Below are 17,508 nucleotides of genomic sequence, written 5' to 3' on the forward strand. Positions count from 1 at the left end.
CAATACAATGACGGGATACCGCCAGCAAAAGCCGAGGTTCGGCCTAACCAAGTGTCCGGATTTAGTTGACCACTACACGTGCCCCTCCTTGAAATACAGAACCCACGATGCATCACATCGCGGGTTCTGAGTGTCTAAAAGTTAGCTAATAATGTTTAGGTCTAGTATGGGTATAGAAAGACTCGATACCTGATCAGAGCACATGAACGGATGCGGTGTTGGTGGTACCGCTCGGTACCAGGGCACCGGAGACCATGACAACCACATCACCCTTCACGCCCATGCCGATTTCCAGCGCGGCTTCTTTGCCGATGCGATAGAAGTCGTCGGTGGAGGCGATGGAGTCAACCACGTGAGCAACCACACCCTTGGTCAGCACCAGCTGGGCAGCGGTCTTCTTGTTGGTGGTGATGGCCAGGATCCAGGCTTTCGGGAAGTACTTGCGAATGGCCTTGGCAGATTTGCCGCCTTCGGTGGCAACCACGATCAGCGGGGCGTCCAGCTTCTCGGAGGTCTCGACCGCGCCTTTGCAGACCGCTTCGGTGATGCGCAGCTTGTTGCTGTCATTGGCAGCAGACAGGTTGGACGGCATCACGGCATCGGTACGCTCGCAGATGGTGGCCATGATGGTCACGGCTTCCAGCGGGTACTTGCCCTTGGCGGACTCACCGGACAGCATGACTGCGTCGGTACCGTCCAGGATGGCGTTGGCCACGTCGCCGGCTTCGGCGCGGGTCGGACGCGGGTTCTTGATCATGGAGTCCAGCATCTGGGTGGCGGTGATGACCACTTTGCGGGCTTTGTTGCACTTCTCGATGATCATCTTCTGGGCGAAGATCACTTCTTCTACCGGGATCTCGACACCCATGTCGCCACGGGCAACCATGATGCCGTCGGAGACAGCCAGGATCTCGTCGAAGTTGTCCAGACCTTCCTGGTTTTCGATCTTGGAGATGATCTGGATGTTCTCGCCGCCGTGGGCTTTCAGGTGCTCACGGATTTCCAGCACGTCTTCTTTCTTGCGAATGAAGGAGGCGGCAACGAAATCAACGCCTTGCTCGCAACCGAAGATGAGGTCGCGCTTGTCTTTCTCGGCCAGGGCCGGCAGCTTGATGGATACGCCCGGCAGGTTGATGCCCTTGTTCTCGCCCAGGTCACCGTTGTTGAGCACTTTACAGATCACTTCGCGCTCGGTGATTTCGATGACGTCCAAGCCAATCAGGCCGTCGTCAACCAGGATGCGGTTGCCGACGCGCAGGTCGCTGGCAAAGCCGGCATAGGTGACGGCGACTTTGTCTTTGTTGCCCACCACGGTCTGGTCGGTGGTGAAGGTGAAGGTCTGGCCGGCGACCAGGGAGACGTCGTTGCCGCCTTCGAGCTTGATGGTGCGGATTTCCGGACCCTTGGTGTCCAGCAGGATGGCTGCGTGCTTGCCGGTTTCGGCCATGACAGCGCGCAGGTTGCTGATGCGACCACCGTGTTCGGCGTAGTCGCCGTGGGAGAAGTTCAGGCGCATGACGTTCATGCCGGCATCCAGCATCTTGCCCAGCATTTCTTTGGATTCGGTCTTGGGACCGATGGTGCAGACGATTTTGGTCTTTTTCATGTCAGTCTTCATGGTGCTGTTGTCATCTCTTCAATGTGAAATAGTCAGCGGGTCGGGGCAAAGGCGGCCAACGCCGGCAGTCCTCTGCCCTCCCGATCAAACAGGGCCTGGTTCTCCCAACCATTACCGAGGGGTTCGTCTATCCCGAGGAACGCCATGCCAGCCTGACTGGCCCAGCTGTCACCGGTGACCCGGATCCAGCCCGGCTCCCAGTAGACAAACCCGAGCCCGAGCCGATCCGGCACTGCGCCAATAGCGGCACCCAAGGCATCGAGAAACGCCAGTTGCCCCTCGGGCGTCGCAGCAAACCCGCCGCGCACGGCCTCCTGCTCACCGAAGGCGTTGCGAACAGCGTCCTGGTTGACGGTGTCGTGCCCATAGGCGGTCTCAACCACCAGCAGCGGGAGTCTGATTTGGGTGGCAAGGCTGTTCATGGTGCGCGAGAGGTCACCCAAGGATCCGTGCCAATAGGGGTAGAAGGAGAGACCCACCAGATCGAACGGCACATCGCGCGCCTGCATCGCCTTGAACCAGCGCAGGCACTGAGCCTCATCCCCTCCTTCAGCAAGATGCAGCATCAGTCGTGGGGTGATCCCCCCCTCGCTGCCAGCGCGGATCCCGGCGATGGCCGCCTTGAGCAGCTGGGCCAGTCGATCGAACCCCTCCTCTTCTTCCTGTCGGTGTAGTTGCCCCAGCGGCCACAGCATGCCGTTATTGAGTTCGTTGCCGACCTGTACCATTTGCGGCGGCACCCTAGCCTCGCGCAGGCGCTGCATCACGGCGGCGCTGTAATCGTGCAACATCGCAGCCAGTTCTGCTTCCGACTTGCCTCGCCAGGTCCGTGGCGTGTACTGCTTGCCCGGATCGGCCCAGAAGTCGCTGTAATGAAGATCGAGCAACCAGGGCAGGTTGAGGGACCGGCTTCGCTGCGCCAGTGCAATCACCTTTTCCAGATCATTGTTGCCACCACCAAAGGGTTCCCCCTTGGCCGAGCGGGGATCGACCCACAGCCGCAGGCGCACCAGGTTGAGGCCACGCTCGCGCATCAGGGTTAGCAAATCCCCCTGTCGCGTTTCGTCCTGATAGTGAACGCCCAGGCGCTCGAGTTCGGCCAAGGTGGAGACATCCGCCCCTCGGATGGCCAGGTTGTGAGGAGCGGCTCCAGCCCCTGCACTGATCGCTCCCAGCATGACCAACAGTGGCCAGCTCAGCGGGAGGTACATGCTAGTGTTGCTCCGGCTCATGCAACTCGAACCACTGACCAAGCTCGCGGCGCAGGTTGTCCGAGCGCTTGCCGAAGATGGCCTGCACCTCGTCACCGATGATGATGACGCCGATGGCACCGAGACCTTGCAGCGCCTCGCTGTCGACCTGCTGCAAGGCATTGACCCTGACCCGCAGCCGGGTCAGGCAAGCGTCAAAGCCCACTATGTTGTCGCGCCCCCCAAAGGCAGCGATGAGCGCGGTGATGGCCGCCTCGTCCAGCCCGGAGAGCGGCGCCTCGGTCGATTTTTCCTCCTTGTGGCCGAGGGCGGCGGCGAACAGCCGCTTGAAGTCCTGCATCTTGACCATTTGAATCTCCTAAACGTAAAAAGAAGAGGGTGAAGCCACTGGCTCCGCCCCGCAATCAATAGGCGCGACGCAGCACCCGGCAGCCGAATGGGGGCAGCACCAGTGAATCGCTCAGCGCCTCACCGCTCACCATGTCACTGTGACCACCCGGCAGACTGACCAGGCGCTCGGCGTTGGCGAAGTTTTGCACGAACACGAACACCTGCTCACCATCGGTGCGGCACTGGGCGGTGACCCCCTCCGGCAAGGCTGGCAAAACACGCGGCAGGGCAAGGGTCTCGATGAGATGACCAAAGAAGTCGCGTTGGAACGCCAGATCATTTCGCGAGGCGACATAATAGGCGCGACCTGTCCCGTGCTCGTTGACCGTCACCGCCGGACGTCCGGCATAAAAGTCACCGTCATAGCTGGCCAGGGCCCTCGCGCCTTCCAGGTGGATGAGATCGCAAAGGTGAGTGACTTCGTAAGGGCCGCAGAGTCCGGCTTCGTTGCCAGCAAGACCCGAGACGGCGTTACGTTCCTCGTCATAGAGACCGTCTATCTCCTCTGCCCAGATCCCAAGGACCGGGCGCAGCGGCCCTGGGAATCCCCCCAGGTGACAGAGATCGGTCTCGTTGACGATACCGCTCCAGTAAGTGGTAACAAACTGCCCACCTCGTTTGACAAAGGCGTCAACCCGTTCGGCAAAGCCATCGCGCACCATGTAGAGCATTGGGGCGATAACCAGGTCATAGCCATCCAGCGCGCAGTCGGCATTGATGACATCCACCGCCACCCCTGCCTCCCAGAATGGGCGGTAGTGCTCGGCTACCGTCTTCTCGTAGAAGAGGCCGGCATTGCGCGGCCCCTGGGCATTGTCCATGGCCCAACGGCTCTCCCAGTCGAAAATGATGGCCACTTTGGCCTCGACGCGGCTGCCAGCGACCTCTTGCAACTTGGCCAGGATCTCGCCTAGCGCCTGCACCTCGCGGCCCACCCGGGTATCGATGTGACCAACGTGATCGACCACGGCGCCGTGGAACTTCTCGACCGAACCACGGCTCTTGCGCCACTGGAAGTACTGCACCGAGTCGGAGCCGTGGGCTACCGCCTGCAAGGAGGAGAGGATATGCATTCCCGGCTTCTTGAGCTTGCTGATGGGCTGCCAGTTGGTCAGGCTCGGGGTCGACTCCATCAGGAAGAAAGGTTTGCCTCCCTTGAGAGTGCGCATCAGGTCGTGATACATGGCGGTGTACGCCGCCAGGGTCGAGTCATCGCCACTGTTGTGCCAGAGGGGGTAGCTGTCCCAGGAGATGAAATCGATCTCCTTGGCCAACTGCCAGTAGTCATAGTCGTAGAAGTACTCCATGAAGTTGGTGGTGGCCGGCAGGCTCGGGTTGACCGCCTTCAAGGGCTTGATCTCCTCGGCACAGAAATCGCTCACCTGGGCGGTATTGAAACGCTTCCAATCGAGGTTTAGGCCGTGGATCGAGCTCTCGCCGATGGGAGACGGGGATTCGATCTGTGACCAGTCGGTGTAGGTATGGCTCCAGAAGCTGCTCCACCAGGCGTGATTGAGCGCTTCTATGCTGCCATAACGAGCCTTGAGCCAGTCACGAAAGCGCTCCTGACAAAGCTCGCAGTGGCACTCGCCGCCGTACTCGTTGGAGATGTGCCAGGCGATGACACCTGGATGATGGCCGTAGCGTTCGGCCAGGGCACCGTTGATAGCGCGCACCTTGTCACGATAGACAGGCGAACTCATACAGTGATTGTGACGGCCACCGTGCAGTGCCTTCACACGTTCCTTGCTGACCCGCAGCACCTCGGGATAACGCTGGGAAAGCCAAGCCGGGCGAGCACCACTTGGTGTGGCGAGGAAAACTGACACACCGTTTTCGTGCAAGCGATCGAGCACCGTATCGAGCCAGCCGAATTCATAGCGCCCCTCTTGTGGCTCCAGGGAAGACCAACTGAAGATGCCGACCGACATCACATTGCAGCGGGTCTGCTTCATCATCTCGAGATCGCGCTCGAACACCTGGGGATCATCCAGCCACTGATCCGGGTTGTAATCAGCACCATGCAGCAGAGCGGGCACCCGTTCACTGAGCGGGGGAAACTTGAACATCACACATCTCCTAAAACGAGGGGGCGCCGGCCATGGCCGGTCGCCCTATCGGTTGAAACCGGGTCAGTTGAATACCTTGATCGAGGGGAGCACATGGCCGGAGCAGTCAAACAGCGCCTGGTTCTCCCGGGCATTGCCCTCTTTCCAGTCGTCGCTGTTGTACTTCATCCCAGCCTTGGTGGCCCAAGTGGCACCAGGGGTTGGCAGCCACGCAGGCTCCCAGTAGAAGACTCCCTTGCCACGCCCGTCCGGTACCGCCACCACGCTCTTGATCAGATCGCGCAGGAAGTCGGCCTGCCCCTGTACGCTGGCCGGGTAACCACCGTCGCTCGCCTCCTTGGCAGTGAAGTTGTTCTCGGCGTTGTCGCAGTTCTCTGTGGTGTAGCCGTAGGCGGCCTCGACCACGATCACATCCTTGCCATAGCGCTTGCTGATGTCATCCATGTTGGCCTTGAGGGCACTGATAGGGCCATTCCAGTAGGTGTAGAAGGAGAGTCCGATGATATCGAAGGGCACCTCGCGCTTGGCGACTTCATCAAACCACCAGACGAAGGTGTCGTTTTTGGTGCCCTCAGCCAGATGCAGCATCACCTTGATATCTTTGCCGTGCTCTTTCACAGCACGTACACCAGCCTTGAGCAGTGTGGCCAGGCGATCAAACTCCCCACCGTTTTGCCCCCAGCTCTTGCCCTCTGGCCATAACATGCCACCATTGATCTCGTTGCCGACCTGCACCATGTCAGGCATCACACCGGCCTTTGCCAGGGCATCCATGCTTTCCTTGGTATGGGCGTAAACGGCATCCGCCAACTGCTCGACTGACATCGTACGCCACGCCTTGGGCTTGTTCTGGCGGCCCGGATCGGTCCAGAAGTCGCTGTAGTGGAAATCGAGCAGGAACTTCATACCAAGGGCCTTGGCACGCTTGGCAAGCGCTATCGTTGCAGCCAGATCGTTGTTACCACCGCCGTAAGGCTTGCCGTCCGCATCCTTGGGGTCTACCCACAGGCGCAGGCGAATGTAGTTAAAGCCGTTCTCCTTGAGGATTGCCATGGCGTCCTGTTGCTTGCCACTGGCATCAAAGAACTTGCCACCAAATTTCTCTACTTCGGCCAGCATGGAGACATCAGCCCCCTTGATGAACTCCTGTGGTACCGCAACTGGTTGCACCACCACATTTTCGGCAGCCACGGCGGGGGCATGCATACCCAACATGCCGGTGGCGAGCAGCGCCGCCATCACCAGCGTCTTCTTGATTTTCATGTCGAACGTCCTGTTTAACGGATTAACCCTTGGTCCCACCTGCGGTAAGACCGGAAACGAAGTACTTCTGCAAGGAGAGGTACAAGATGGCCACCGGCACCGCGATGAGCACAGCTCCCGCCGCATAGGTGGTGTAGCTGGCCCCCATCTTCTGGGCGACCAGGTTGTAGAGACCAATGGGCAAGGTGAACTGATCCGGGGTGCGCAATATGGTGCTGGCCAGGATGAAGTCGCCAAGCGGGCCGGTGAAGGAGAACAGTGCAACCACCGCAATGATGGGCTTGGAGAGCGGCATGATGATCTCGATGAAGATGCGGAAGTTGCCCGCTCCGTCCATACGCGCCGACTCGTCAAGATCCTTGGGGATGGCGTCCAGATAACCCTTCATCAGATAGGTGTTCATCGGGATCATGCCGCCCACATAGACCAGCACCAGCGCCAGGTGGCTGTTGACCAGACCCAGCATCTGGGCCAACACGAAGATGGCGATGAGGGCCGAGAACTGGGGCACCATCTGCAACAACAGGAACAACATCAGGCCATTTTGCCGCCCACGGAAACGAAAGCGCGAGAAGGCATAGGCAGTGAAGCTGACGCTGATGAGGGTCAACACCATGGTCAGGAAACTGATCTTCATCGAGTTCCAGTACCAGTCGGCGTAGTCGATGCGCCCGTCAAACAGCTCCTGGTAATGAATAAAGGAGAAGTTTTCCGGGATGATCGAGGTGTTGAGCAGGCTGCTGCCCGGGTTGAGGGATGCCCCCACCGTCCAGATGAGGGGGTAGATGATGATCACCGCAACCATAGCCAGCAGCAAATAGCTTAGGGTCAGGCGGATGGCATTACTCTTTTTCAGACTGTGTTTGGCACTCATGGCTGGATCTCCTTACACCATGTCGTCTTGCTTGAACGAATTGGTCGCACGGAACTGCCACAGGGCAATGCCGACCACGAAGATGGAGAGCAGAATGGTGATGCTCGCTGCAATCGCATACTGGGATGACGACATGGTCAGCTTGTAGATCCAGGAGACCAGGATGTCGGTGCCGCCGGCATTGGAACCAGCCACCGCCGGTCCCCCGTTGTTGAACAGGTAAATAATGTTGAAGTTGTTGAAGTTGAAGGTGTACTGGGTGATGAGGATCGGAGCGATCGAATACAGCACCAAGGGCAGCGTAATGGTGGTCAACTTGTGCCATGTGCTGGCACCGTCGATGGTGGCCGCCTCGTAGAGATCATCCGGGATAGCCTGCAACACCCCAGTGGTCATGGCGAAGACGAACGGGAAGCCAAGCCAGGTCTGCATCAGGATGAGGGCTGTCTTGGTCCAGAAGGGATCAGTCATCCATGCCTTGGGGTCGATACCAAGAGAAGCCAGAATACCGTTGTTGATGACGCCAAAGGTCTCGTTGAACATGCCGGCGAACACCAGAATGGTGACAAAACCGGGCACTGCCCACGGCAGGATCAGGATGGTGCGGATGAGCGGCTTGAAGCGCAGATCCTTCTGATTGACCAGGATCGCCAGCAGCACCCCGACCGAGCATTGCAACGTGGTGGCGATCAGCGTCCAGATCACGGTCCACTGCAGCACGTCGAGCAAGGTCGAGCGCCACAGATCGAGCTTGAAGATGTTGATGAAGTTCTTCATCCCCACCCAGTCCACCAACTTGGCCGGCGGGGTGTGGTATAGATCGTAGTTGGTGAAGGCGATGGAGAAGCCGAAGATGATGGGGAACACCACCACGAACACCAGCAGGATGAAGCCCGGGGTGATCATCAGGTACGGGAACCCTTCGCTCAGCAGCAACTGGTATTGCTTGCGCACACTGGTCAGGGCCACGCCACGATCGCGGCGATCACCGTTGATATAGGCGTCGCGGATACTCCAGTAGTAGAAAGCACAACCAAAGATAGCCACCAGTACGCTGATGACCCCCTTGGCCAGAAGGAAGACGGAGTTGTCCCGCGGTAACTCGATACCGAGGGTGAGCAGGCCCCAGAAGCCCTGCGACAGGAAGTCATGGAATACGCCGAAGAAGCAAACCATGACGATAAAAAACAGGGTGCCCTTGACCCATTGCCGGTTATACCACTGTCCGAGTCCCGGTATCAGCGAGAGCAGCGCGGCAACCTTGGCATGATGGGTTCTTGTACCAATCTGGGTGAACGATTCGGAATCGACAACCACAATTTACCTCCTTTCCATTAAGAGCCCGGGCGACCACTGATGCCGCCCGGCCCGAATCGAGCCGGAGCTCGACTGTTGTTATTGCTGTGCGTGATTGACTTCGATCTGCATGTTGATGTTCTTGACCGCGCCGTCCAAAGCCGCCTTGACATCCTGCTTGCCGGTCACACCGAGCTGCAGTGCGCTGTTGGCCGGGGTCCACACCTCCTGCATCTCGGGCACACTTGGCATCGGGATGGCGAAGCCAGCCTGAATGGCCACGGCCCGGGATTTCTCGTCGTCCTTGATGAGCGGATCGTCGATCAATGCCTTGAGCGGCGGGATCTCACCGGTCTTCTGGAAGCGGACCTTGGCGTACTCAGGCTGATTGATGAACTCGATGAACTGCTGTGCCAGCTCTTTCTGCTTGGAATAGGTTGAAATGCTGTACCCCTTCACGCCGAGGAAGGAGCGCATGTGTTCGCCATTGGGCAGTGTCGGCAGTGGGGCGACGCCATAATTCACACCGGCATCCTTGTAAGGTTGGAACGACCAAGGTCCCGTGATAACAGCCGCCGCCTTCTTCTCGGTAAACAAAGAGTCGATGGCGTTTGCGCCGGTCTCACCGACGATACCGGCTGGGAAAAGCCCTTCGCTATAGAAACGCTTGAGGAAGCTGACCGCGTCGACCGCCCCCTGGTTGGCCAAGCCCACGTCCTTGACGTTGAGCGAACCGTTGGGGTTCTGGCCGAAGATGTAGCCCCCCATGGCGGCCACTACGCCGTAGGAGTAATAGATCTCGTCAAACTTGGCGAGCAGGCCGTATTTGTTCTCCCCACGCAGGGTCTGGGAGGTCTTGATCAGCTCGTCGAAGCTCTCCGGCGCCTTGGGCAGCAGGTCTTTGTTGTAGACCATGACGATGGTCTCGACCGCCTTGGGCAGGCCATAGAGCTTGCCTTCATAAGTCTGGGCATCCACCGCCGGCTTGGTGAAGCCGGCCAGATAGTCGGCACCCGGCTTGATCTCGCTGATGAGCCCCTGCACCACGGCGGTGCCCACCTGATCATGGGGCAATACCAACACATCCGGGCCTATGCCGGCAGGGCCGTCCAGGCGCAGCTTCTCGATCTGCTGGGCATAGGGGGTTTCGAGGATCTTAACCTTGACGCTGTGTTTGGCTTCGAACGCCTTGACGGCCTCCTCTATGCCATTTGATTTCTTGATGTCTTCCCACACCAGCAGTTCACCGTCGGCAGCCCGGGCTACCTGCCCCAACCCCACCACGCCAAAAGAAAACAACATTGCAGCGGTCAATTTATTGATTTTCATATGATTTCCTTGTCCCTAACTCAGGTAAAAACAGGCCTTCGCCGACCACGTCGGTTAGGTGGGTGTTACGATGCCATCCAGCCGGTGTAACTTATGACGCTTGTTACCGATTAGTGTGTAAAGCAGAGCACAACCACATTGCACACTGTACTGGTCTGGCCTCTATGACGCGCACTCACCATCACCTAATGTAATGATAAATAACCGGTTTAATCCTATACATCAGATCCGGAGCAACTCGCTCTCTCTCTTAATTTCTTGCCGCCTACGCCCTTCACTATGCTTTCATGCGGCAAAAAAGGTAACGATTACACCGAATGGCTCTACGGTAAGCGGTGCCTGCCCAGCCTGCCAGTAGCACGTACCAAGGCTGTGATCTCATGCACAAAAGAAACAGCATTTTGTGCAACCGCTTACACTTGACTGATATAGTCCCCCCAAAGCCACAGAGTGAAACGGTGTGAAACGCCTTCTCCCTCCCAGGGCAAAGAAGCCGCAGCAGGGGTATGGCCACCTCGGAGTTCTGCAGCTAATGCATTTATTATCAAGGAGTTAAAGCTCATGGCGAGTATCAGATTGAACAATGTGGTCAAGCGTTTTGGCAGCAACGTGACCTTGCATAACGTCAACCTGGACGTGGAAGACGGCGAGTTCACCGTCTTCGTCGGTCCTTCCGGTTGTGGCAAGTCCACCCTGCTGCGGATGATCGCCGGTCTAGAAGAGATATCGGAAGGCCAGATTGCCATCGATGAGCAGGTGGTCAACGATGTCGCACCGGCTCATCGCGGCGTGGCCATGGTGTTCCAGTCCTATGCCCTCTATCCACACATGACGGTGGCCGAGAACATGGGCTATGGCCTGCGGGTCAATGGCGTGCCGAAAGAGGAGATAACCCACCAGGTCAGCATGGTGGCCAAGACGCTGCAGCTCTCCCACCTGCTCGATCGCAAGCCCAAGCAGCTCTCCGGCGGCCAGCGCCAGCGGGTAGCAATCGGCCGTGCCATCGTGCGCAATCCCAAGGTGTTCCTGTTTGACGAGCCGCTCTCCAACCTCGATGCCGAGCTGCGTGTCGAGATGCGCTTGCACATCGCCAAGCTGCATCAGGAGCTCAAGACCACCATGATCTACGTGACCCACGATCAGGTAGAGGCCATGACCCTGGCCGACAAGATAGTGGTGATGAACTATGGCAAGGTGGAACAGGTCGGCTCGCCGATGGAGCTCTACTACAAACCCTGCAACCGCTTCGTGGCCGGTTTCATCGGCTCACCCAAGATGAACTTCCTACCGGCCCGCGTACTGGCCTGGAGCCCGGAGCAGATCCGGGTCAAGGTAGCCGGCCAGCAGGAGCTCACCCTGCCCATCCTCACCGAGCGACTCGAGCAGGGCAGCGAGATCTCCCTTGGCCTGCGTCCCGAGCATGTGGTGCCGGGCGCAGAGGGGATCCACCTCGCCTTTACCTGCGAGGTGGTGGAACGTCTTGGCAACAGCACCTACCTGTTCGGTCAGTGCTGCGGCACCGACGGCTTCAAGCTGCTGCTGGCAGGGGATGGGGAGTTTCATCCGTACCAGAAGATGGATGTCTTCTTTGCCCCGCAAAATTGCCTTGTGTTCAATGCCGAAGGGCTCAGGATCAGCCGCTGAACGCGGCTACTGCATGCCCCGATCCATTTTGCCCCCGCCAGTCGGGGGCTTTTTTTATCCCCGGGCGCGGGACACAAAATGAGAGCGGGCTCGCAACCCTGGACAAATCCCGTACAAGGGTGCCGAGAAAGAGTGTAAAAGATTCACAAAACAATGAAAACGTTACACTAAAAATTAGAATCAGGTGCCCTCCCTTATCGCGGCCTTATCTTTTAACGAGGTAAGGCACTGATAAAACATGACTTATCACTTGTGTCATCAGGCTGGGTTGACTCAACACCATATGTAATCGATACCATGAACTTGCGCACTCGTCACCTTTCCATCATCCAGCGCCTGGCGCTGGGCTTTGCCGTCATCCTGTTGCTGCTGCTCTCGATGGCCCTCTCTCTCTACGCCGGCCAACGGCTGGCCGACCAGGTGGGGCTGCTCGCCAGCCATACCGCGCCGACCCTGGTGCAGAGCCGCGCCGTGACCCGCGATCTCTTCACCCTCGACCGACATCTGGGCAACGCATTGTTGCAGACCGGAGAGGAGGAGCTGGGCGCCGCCCGCGAGCAGATGCAGCAATGGCAGGCCCGTTTCGACCAGGATCTGGCCACCTTGGCTCGACAGATAGCGGGGGAGCCGCAACAGAGTGCGCGCGTCGAGAGCCTGCGCGAGCAACAGGCCGCCTACTGGCAACTGGCCCAGCAGTTGGTCGATGACTATGCCCACAACCGCCTCGAACAGAGCAAGCTGGCGGCCGACACCCGCCTTGGCGAAACGGCGCGCCAGCTTGCCAGCGCCCTCGATGTGCTGCTCGCCCCTCTGGGCAGCCACCCCGCCGTGCTGCTCAAGAGCCGCCTGCTGGCAAACCTGGAACAGCAGGTCAGCGCCACACAGGAGATCCTCAAGCAGCAGGATCCGGCCCCCGTTGCCGCACGTCTGGCTGCCAATGCACGCGCCAGCGAACAGGCGGCGGCACTGCGCCAGGAGCTGGCACGCCAGCTCGCCGGCCAGGAGGATGCCTTCGGCGTGCCCCTGAGCCTGGAACGCGGCACGGGTGCCAGGTTCGATACCCTCGCCACCCTGCTGGCCGGCCCCGAGAGCCTGCCGGCACGCCACCTGGCGCTGGTCGAACAGAGCATCATGTTGCGCAACCAGAGTGTGCAGGCCAGCCGCCTTATCGACAGCCTGCTAGGCGATCTGAGCGAGCTTGACGCCGCGATCGACGCTCAGCTTCGCCACAGCACCGCCGGCAGCGGCGCCATCCTGCTCTGGCTGCGCCTCGGGCTGTGCGCCGGCCTGTTGCTCTCCCTCGGTCTCGGCGCCCTGGTGCTGTGGCACCTGGTGCGCGCCATCCGCCAGCCACTGCACCACATCCTCACCACCCTCAAGGCCCTGAGTCAGGGAGACATGCGCCAACGCGTGCCGCTACTGCGCAACGACGAGTTCGGCCAGCTTGCGACCGGCATCAACGCCCTGGCCGACGAGATGAGCGGCATGCTCGGTCAGATAGTTCAGGCCGCCGATGCCCTCGGCCGCATGGCCGGCCAGAACCAGCACGCCCAGCATCACGCCCAACTTGCCATCGGCGAGCAGCGCAACGAAACCACAGGGGTCTGCAGCGCCATGGAAGAGATGGACTACTCGGTGCGCGAGGTCGCCGGCAGCATAGGCCAGACCGAGCAGACCCTCGGCAACATAGCCGCGGCGGCCCACGCCGCCAGCCTGCGTGGGGCGGCGACCGGTCAACGGCTGCAGCAACTGGCTGACGAGTTGGCGGAGTCGCGCCGCAGCGTGGAACAGGTGCAGACATTGAGCGTCAGCATCGGTGACATCCTCGCCCTGATCGAGCGCATCACGGAGCAGACCAATCTGCTGGCCCTCAACGCCGCCATCGAGGCGGCCCGCGCCGGCGAACAGGGGCGTGGCTTTGCCGTGGTGGCCGACGAGGTGCGTCAGTTGGCGCACCACACAGCAGACTCCACCACCCGCATCCAGGGGATCATCGACGATCTGCAGCAAAGCACCCGCGGTGCGGTCGCCACCATGCTGCGCTGCCACGACGCCATGGCCCAGAGTCGCACCGACAGCGACGCGGGTTGCGCCACCCTAGCCGAGCTATCCCAGGCGCTGCAGAAGGTGGCCGAGCAGAGCAGCCGTATCGCCAGCGCGACCCTGCAGCAACAGCAGACCAGCGCCGAGATCGCCCGCAACATTACCAACATCGCCCGGATTGCCGACGACAACCAGGGCGCCCTGGCCAAGGTGGCACAGACCAGCGACCAGTTGCAGCAGCTATCGCAGCAGCAACTGTCGCTGACCCGCCGCTTCACCCTGCAGAGCGCCTGATCACACACCACAGAGAGGACCATCCATGTTCAAGAAGACACTGTTGCTGACTACCCTGATCGCCTGCCTCCAGCCCGCGCTGGCCAACGAGGAGGATCCCCTGGCCCGCCCGCTGTTCCTGCGCGGCGAGATGAACAACTGGGAGGCCCCGGCAGACCAGCAACTGGTTACCCAGCAAGGGGACTTGCTGTCGGTCCAGGTGGCCTTGCAGGCCAGTCACGGCGCCTACAAGTTCAAGATTGCCGATGAGAAGTGGAAGGCCGACACCACCTATGGCCAGTTCGACCCCGCCGCCAAGGTCGAGTCGGACAAGCCGGTGGTAGTCAAGGCCGGCTGGCAGTGGAGCGACATGAAGTTCACCCCGCCCAGCGACGGCCAGTATCGCATCACCCTGGATCGCCGCGATCCCCAACACATCCAGGTCACCGTCTCCCCCGCCAGGTGATCCCAGGGCCGCCGCAAGGCGGCCCCAGCCTCCGCCGGGATGGCGCCGCACAGCGACGCCATCCCGGCGCGGGACTGCCTCCCTGTCGCCACCCTACACACATCCAGACAGGAGATAACAACAATGAAGAGACATCTGCTTACCACCCTGCTGCTTGGCGGCGCCCTACTGTTTCATGGCCAGGGAGAGGCCATGGTCAAGGGAGCTGACGTCAGCTGGCTGACCCAGATGGAGAAAGCCGGGTACAAGTTCTATAACGACGCCGGCCAGCAGCAAGATCTGTTCAAGACCCTGAAAGAGCACGGTATGAACACCATCCGGCTCAGGGTATGGGTCAATCCTGCCGATGGCTGGAACAACATCAGTGACGTCATCGCCAAGGCCAAGCGGGCCAAGGCGGCCGGTTTCGATCTGCTGATTGACTTCCACTACAGCGACAGCTGGGCTGATCCTGGCAAGCAAACCAAACCTGCAGCCTGGCAGAGCTACACCTTTGATCAGCTAATGTCGAACGTATGGTGGCACACCTACAACTCCCTCGTTGCCCTGAAAAACGCAGGAATTACCCCCAAGTGGGTGCAAGTGGGCAACGAGACCAACAATGGCATGCTCTGGGAAGAGGGGCGCGCCTCGGTCAACATGAAGAACTTTGCCTGGCTCATTAACAGCGGCTACGACGCCGTCAAGGCGGTCAACAGTAGCACCAAGGTCATCGTCCACCTGGCTAACTGCGAGAACAACAGCCTCTATCGTTGGATGTTTGATGGCCTAAAGAACAACGGTGCCAAGTGGGATGTCATTGGTGCCTCCATCTACCCAACCCAGAGTGGCAACGGCGACTGGTTCACCCTCAACAACCTCTGCTATGACAACCTCTCCGATATGGTGACCCGCTATGGCAAGGAGGTGATGATTGTCGAGGTGGGCATGCCATGGGATGACCCAAAAAACAGTTACGACACCATTGCTGATCTACTCAACAAGATGACGTGGATCCCCGATAGCAAGGGACTCGGAGTGCTCTACTGGGAACCACAAAGCTACAAGAACTGGCAGGGTTACAGCCTGGGGCTGATGGACAACAGCGGCAAACCCACTTATGCGCTGGATGCCTTCCTGTTGCATTAAATATGTAACGTTACACAGAGGCGCAGTAGGTAGTGCGCCTCTTCAGGCTGCCACCTGGACATGACTTCACCCGTCTCTTCGCCCTTTCTCACCAACGCATATCATCCCGCCACTTGCCTGCGCGTAATGACTCTGGATGCGGATGGCAGCTCCACTGAGCCGAGTCGCGCGGGGGCCTCCGCCACCATCACCGAAAACACGACCACCCTCTCCCCGAGACAAACAGACTCGCCGACTGCAGCCTCCTTCGCCGGGACTCGCAACATCGGTTTTCCTAGGACGACGTCAGCACGACAAGGCGAGTCCTCAATGCAAAATAAAAAAGGGAGCCCAGCGGGCTCCCTGCGATGTAACGAGTCGGGATTTACCACCAGGCTTCGGCCTGCACGCCGAAGTTCCAGGTATTATCATCCTCACCGCCGTTGAAGGATTTGCCTTCGCCATCTTTCAGATAGCTGGCAAAAACACGGATCTCCGGGCGGGCAAACATGCTGGGACCAGCTGACCAAGCTTGAGCCAAGGTATATTTTTGACCACTCGATTTTTCTTCAGAGCCGCTTGTCCAAGTCTTGGTGCTCTCATAAGTACCGGCTTCAACCAGCGTCTTCATGATGTCAGTCCACGCATAACCGCCTCGCGCGACAGCGCTAAACAGTTCGGTGTTGTCATGCCATGCTTCAAGTTTCTCACCCTTACCGTAAGTGAATACATGGTTCACACTGAATTTCTCTCCCATGGGAATGTCACCAGTTAGAATCACCCGGTATCCCTTGGCATCATCGGTCAGATGCCAAACATCATACCAACCGCCCCCTTGGGAGATCATGTTCTGGGCCAGCCCTTTGTCAGCATATTGTAGCACCAACTTCTCGTAGATGCGGCTATCGGCAAAGTATTGACTCATTTCTGCGGTCAGCATGACACCATTTTGGGGATCATAGAGATTACCGACCTTCTCCTGCTCATCGGTCGGATTGGGCATGGCATAGCTGACACCCGCTTCAGTCCAGGCCCCTTCCCAGGGAGCCCAGCCGGCATAGCGCAGGTCCAGGAAGTTAACGTTGAGGTCATTGTTGACAATCGAGTTATCGATATCGTTACCATCAGACCGGATCCACGCCAGTGAGAAGGCGCCTGGACCTGCCTTGAGGTTCTCAATACCGGCACCGGCTCCCGAGATATTCCAGTATTTGGTATCGATGATGTGAAGGTCGTGACGCTGATAGAAGCGCTTGCCAGCCCAAACCACGGCATCGGGCGCAGCGGAAATCAGCCCTTTGGCCTTAACATTGAATTGGCGCAGAGCAAATGTTGCATCGTCCTTGCACTCCTTTTGATCGAAGTTACACACAGTGGTGGTACTTTCATAGTCATTGGAGCCATCGCTCTGCATGCTGAACATGCTGTCTACATAGAAAGTCTTGCCATCCTTGTTGTAAACCTCCTGACCAATACCAATTTCGGTATAGGTATCGCTTTCGTTACCCAGACGGCCGACAAAGTTCTGTCGACCGGTTTGCATATCACCGTCTTGGGACACACCTACGCCAGAGCGGAAATAGCCTGTAAAATCAATAGCATTAGCATTCAATGCAGTCATTGACAGAGCGAGGGCAACGGATGTCGTCAGTAGTTTCACTTTCATAGTTATTCCTTTATTCCACTGTTGCATTGTTATCTTGATGAACCGCTTACCAATCCATAGGGAAAGCGCTTTCACTGTCCGGTGTGGATTATAGGAATATCCGTGCCATCACTGACATGACGCAACTCACAAAACTGTAATTATTACATAAATATTGCCATGTAAACACTTGATAAAAACATCACTAGAGACTTAAGTGGTTGAAAATAAAGGTTCCTTAAACAATAAATTGCGTGTTATCGATTACACTCTTGATGGT

Annotated in this window: 13 protein-coding genes; 4 read left to right on the plus strand and 9 right to left on the minus strand. The window is 58.6% G+C overall.

Annotated elements, in window-relative coordinates; all coding sequences use genetic code 11:
• Positions 1–193: 193 nt before the first annotated feature.
• From pykF to NOM06_RS19375, 8 genes are all read right to left on the minus strand, one after another.
• On the minus strand, positions 194–1,606 hold the full coding sequence (gene pykF / locus NOM06_RS19340) for a pyruvate kinase PykF (protein WP_010673615.1): 1,413 nt from the start codon (positions 1,604–1,606) through the stop codon (positions 194–196).
• Between the two features lie 44 nt (positions 1,607–1,650).
• The gene (locus NOM06_RS19345; protein WP_255912796.1) at positions 1,651–2,829 is read right to left on the minus strand and encodes a glycosyl hydrolase 53 family protein; all 1,179 of its coding nucleotides are present in this window, start codon (positions 2,827–2,829) and stop codon (positions 1,651–1,653) included.
• Between the two features lies 1 nt (position 2,830).
• Positions 2,831–3,178: a glucose PTS transporter subunit EIIB gene (locus NOM06_RS19350; RefSeq protein WP_045524685.1), complete on the minus strand. Its 348-nt coding sequence runs from the start codon at positions 3,176–3,178 to the stop codon at positions 2,831–2,833.
• Positions 3,179–3,233: 55 nt separating this feature from the next.
• The gene (locus NOM06_RS19355) at positions 3,234–5,288 is read right to left on the minus strand and encodes a beta-galactosidase (protein WP_255912797.1); all 2,055 of its coding nucleotides are present in this window, start codon (positions 5,286–5,288) and stop codon (positions 3,234–3,236) included.
• Between the two features lie 63 nt (positions 5,289–5,351).
• On the minus strand, positions 5,352–6,551 hold the full coding sequence (locus tag NOM06_RS19360) for an arabinogalactan endo-beta-1,4-galactanase (RefSeq protein WP_255912798.1): 1,200 nt from the start codon (positions 6,549–6,551) through the stop codon (positions 5,352–5,354).
• A 22-nt stretch (positions 6,552–6,573) separates the two neighbouring features.
• Positions 6,574–7,425: a sugar ABC transporter permease gene (locus NOM06_RS19365; RefSeq protein ID WP_255912799.1), complete on the minus strand. Its 852-nt coding sequence runs from the start codon at positions 7,423–7,425 to the stop codon at positions 6,574–6,576.
• 12 nt (positions 7,426–7,437) lie between these two features.
• A complete protein-coding gene (locus NOM06_RS20955) occupies positions 7,438–8,742 on the minus strand; it encodes a sugar ABC transporter permease (protein ID WP_255912800.1) in 1,305 nt (434 codons plus the stop codon).
• A 78-nt stretch (positions 8,743–8,820) separates the two neighbouring features.
• Positions 8,821–10,050, minus strand: a complete 1,230-nt coding sequence (locus tag NOM06_RS19375; protein WP_255912801.1) for an extracellular solute-binding protein — start codon at positions 10,048–10,050, stop codon at positions 8,821–8,823.
• 561 nt (positions 10,051–10,611) lie between these two features.
• Here NOM06_RS19375 and NOM06_RS19380 point away from each other — a divergent pair.
• The 4 genes from NOM06_RS19380 to NOM06_RS19395 all read left to right on the plus strand — a co-directional run bounded on the left by NOM06_RS19380 (position 10,612) and on the right by NOM06_RS19395 (position 15,604).
• Positions 10,612–11,694, plus strand: a complete 1,083-nt coding sequence (locus NOM06_RS19380) for an ABC transporter ATP-binding protein (RefSeq protein ID WP_255912802.1) — start codon at positions 10,612–10,614, stop codon at positions 11,692–11,694.
• A gap of 297 nt (positions 11,695–11,991) precedes the next feature.
• Positions 11,992–14,031, plus strand: coding sequence for a methyl-accepting chemotaxis protein (locus tag NOM06_RS19385; protein WP_255912804.1), 2,040 nt, complete (start codon positions 11,992–11,994; stop codon positions 14,029–14,031).
• Between the two features lie 25 nt (positions 14,032–14,056).
• A complete protein-coding gene (locus tag NOM06_RS19390) occupies positions 14,057–14,476 on the plus strand; it encodes a hypothetical protein (protein WP_255912806.1) in 420 nt (139 codons plus the stop codon).
• A gap of 123 nt (positions 14,477–14,599) precedes the next feature.
• Positions 14,600–15,604: a glycosyl hydrolase 53 family protein gene (locus NOM06_RS19395; RefSeq protein WP_255912807.1), complete on the plus strand. Its 1,005-nt coding sequence runs from the start codon at positions 14,600–14,602 to the stop codon at positions 15,602–15,604.
• Positions 15,605–15,968: 364 nt separating this feature from the next.
• On the opposite strand, the gene NOM06_RS19400 is transcribed toward NOM06_RS19395, so the two are convergent.
• Positions 15,969–17,255 (minus strand): maltoporin, encoded by a 1,287-nt coding sequence (locus NOM06_RS19400; RefSeq protein WP_255912836.1) that lies wholly within the window; start codon positions 17,253–17,255, stop codon positions 15,969–15,971.
• Positions 17,256–17,508: the final 253 nt, after the last annotated feature.

This window comes from Aeromonas sp. JL9, from assembly GCF_024436075.1.
GTDB lineage: Bacteria > Pseudomonadota > Gammaproteobacteria > Enterobacterales > Aeromonadaceae > Aeromonas > Aeromonas veronii.

Bases quoted from the DNA above. Each gene is read 5' to 3' on its own strand.
- pykF (WP_010673615.1), bottom strand. From the start codon at position 1,606: ATGAAAAAGACCAAAATCGTCTGCACCATCGGTCCCAAGACCGAATCC.
- NOM06_RS19345 (WP_255912796.1), bottom strand. From the start codon at position 2,829: ATGTACCTCCCGCTGAGCTGGCCACTGTTGGTCATGCTGGGAGCGATC.
- NOM06_RS19350 (WP_045524685.1), bottom strand. From the start codon at position 3,178: ATGGTCAAGATGCAGGACTTCAAGCGGCTGTTCGCCGCCGCCCTCGGC.
- NOM06_RS19355 (WP_255912797.1), bottom strand. From the start codon at position 5,288: ATGTTCAAGTTTCCCCCGCTCAGTGAACGGGTGCCCGCTCTGCTGCAT.
- NOM06_RS19360 (WP_255912798.1), bottom strand. From the start codon at position 6,551: ATGAAAATCAAGAAGACGCTGGTGATGGCGGCGCTGCTCGCCACCGGC.
- NOM06_RS19365 (WP_255912799.1), bottom strand. From the start codon at position 7,425: ATGAGTGCCAAACACAGTCTGAAAAAGAGTAATGCCATCCGCCTGACC.
- NOM06_RS19375 (WP_255912801.1), bottom strand. From the start codon at position 10,050: ATGAAAATCAATAAATTGACCGCTGCAATGTTGTTTTCTTTTGGCGTG.
- NOM06_RS19380 (WP_255912802.1), top strand. From the start codon at position 10,612: ATGGCGAGTATCAGATTGAACAATGTGGTCAAGCGTTTTGGCAGCAAC.
- NOM06_RS19385 (WP_255912804.1), top strand. From the start codon at position 11,992: ATGAACTTGCGCACTCGTCACCTTTCCATCATCCAGCGCCTGGCGCTG.
- NOM06_RS19390 (WP_255912806.1), top strand. From the start codon at position 14,057: ATGTTCAAGAAGACACTGTTGCTGACTACCCTGATCGCCTGCCTCCAG.
- NOM06_RS19395 (WP_255912807.1), top strand. From the start codon at position 14,600: ATGAAGAGACATCTGCTTACCACCCTGCTGCTTGGCGGCGCCCTACTG.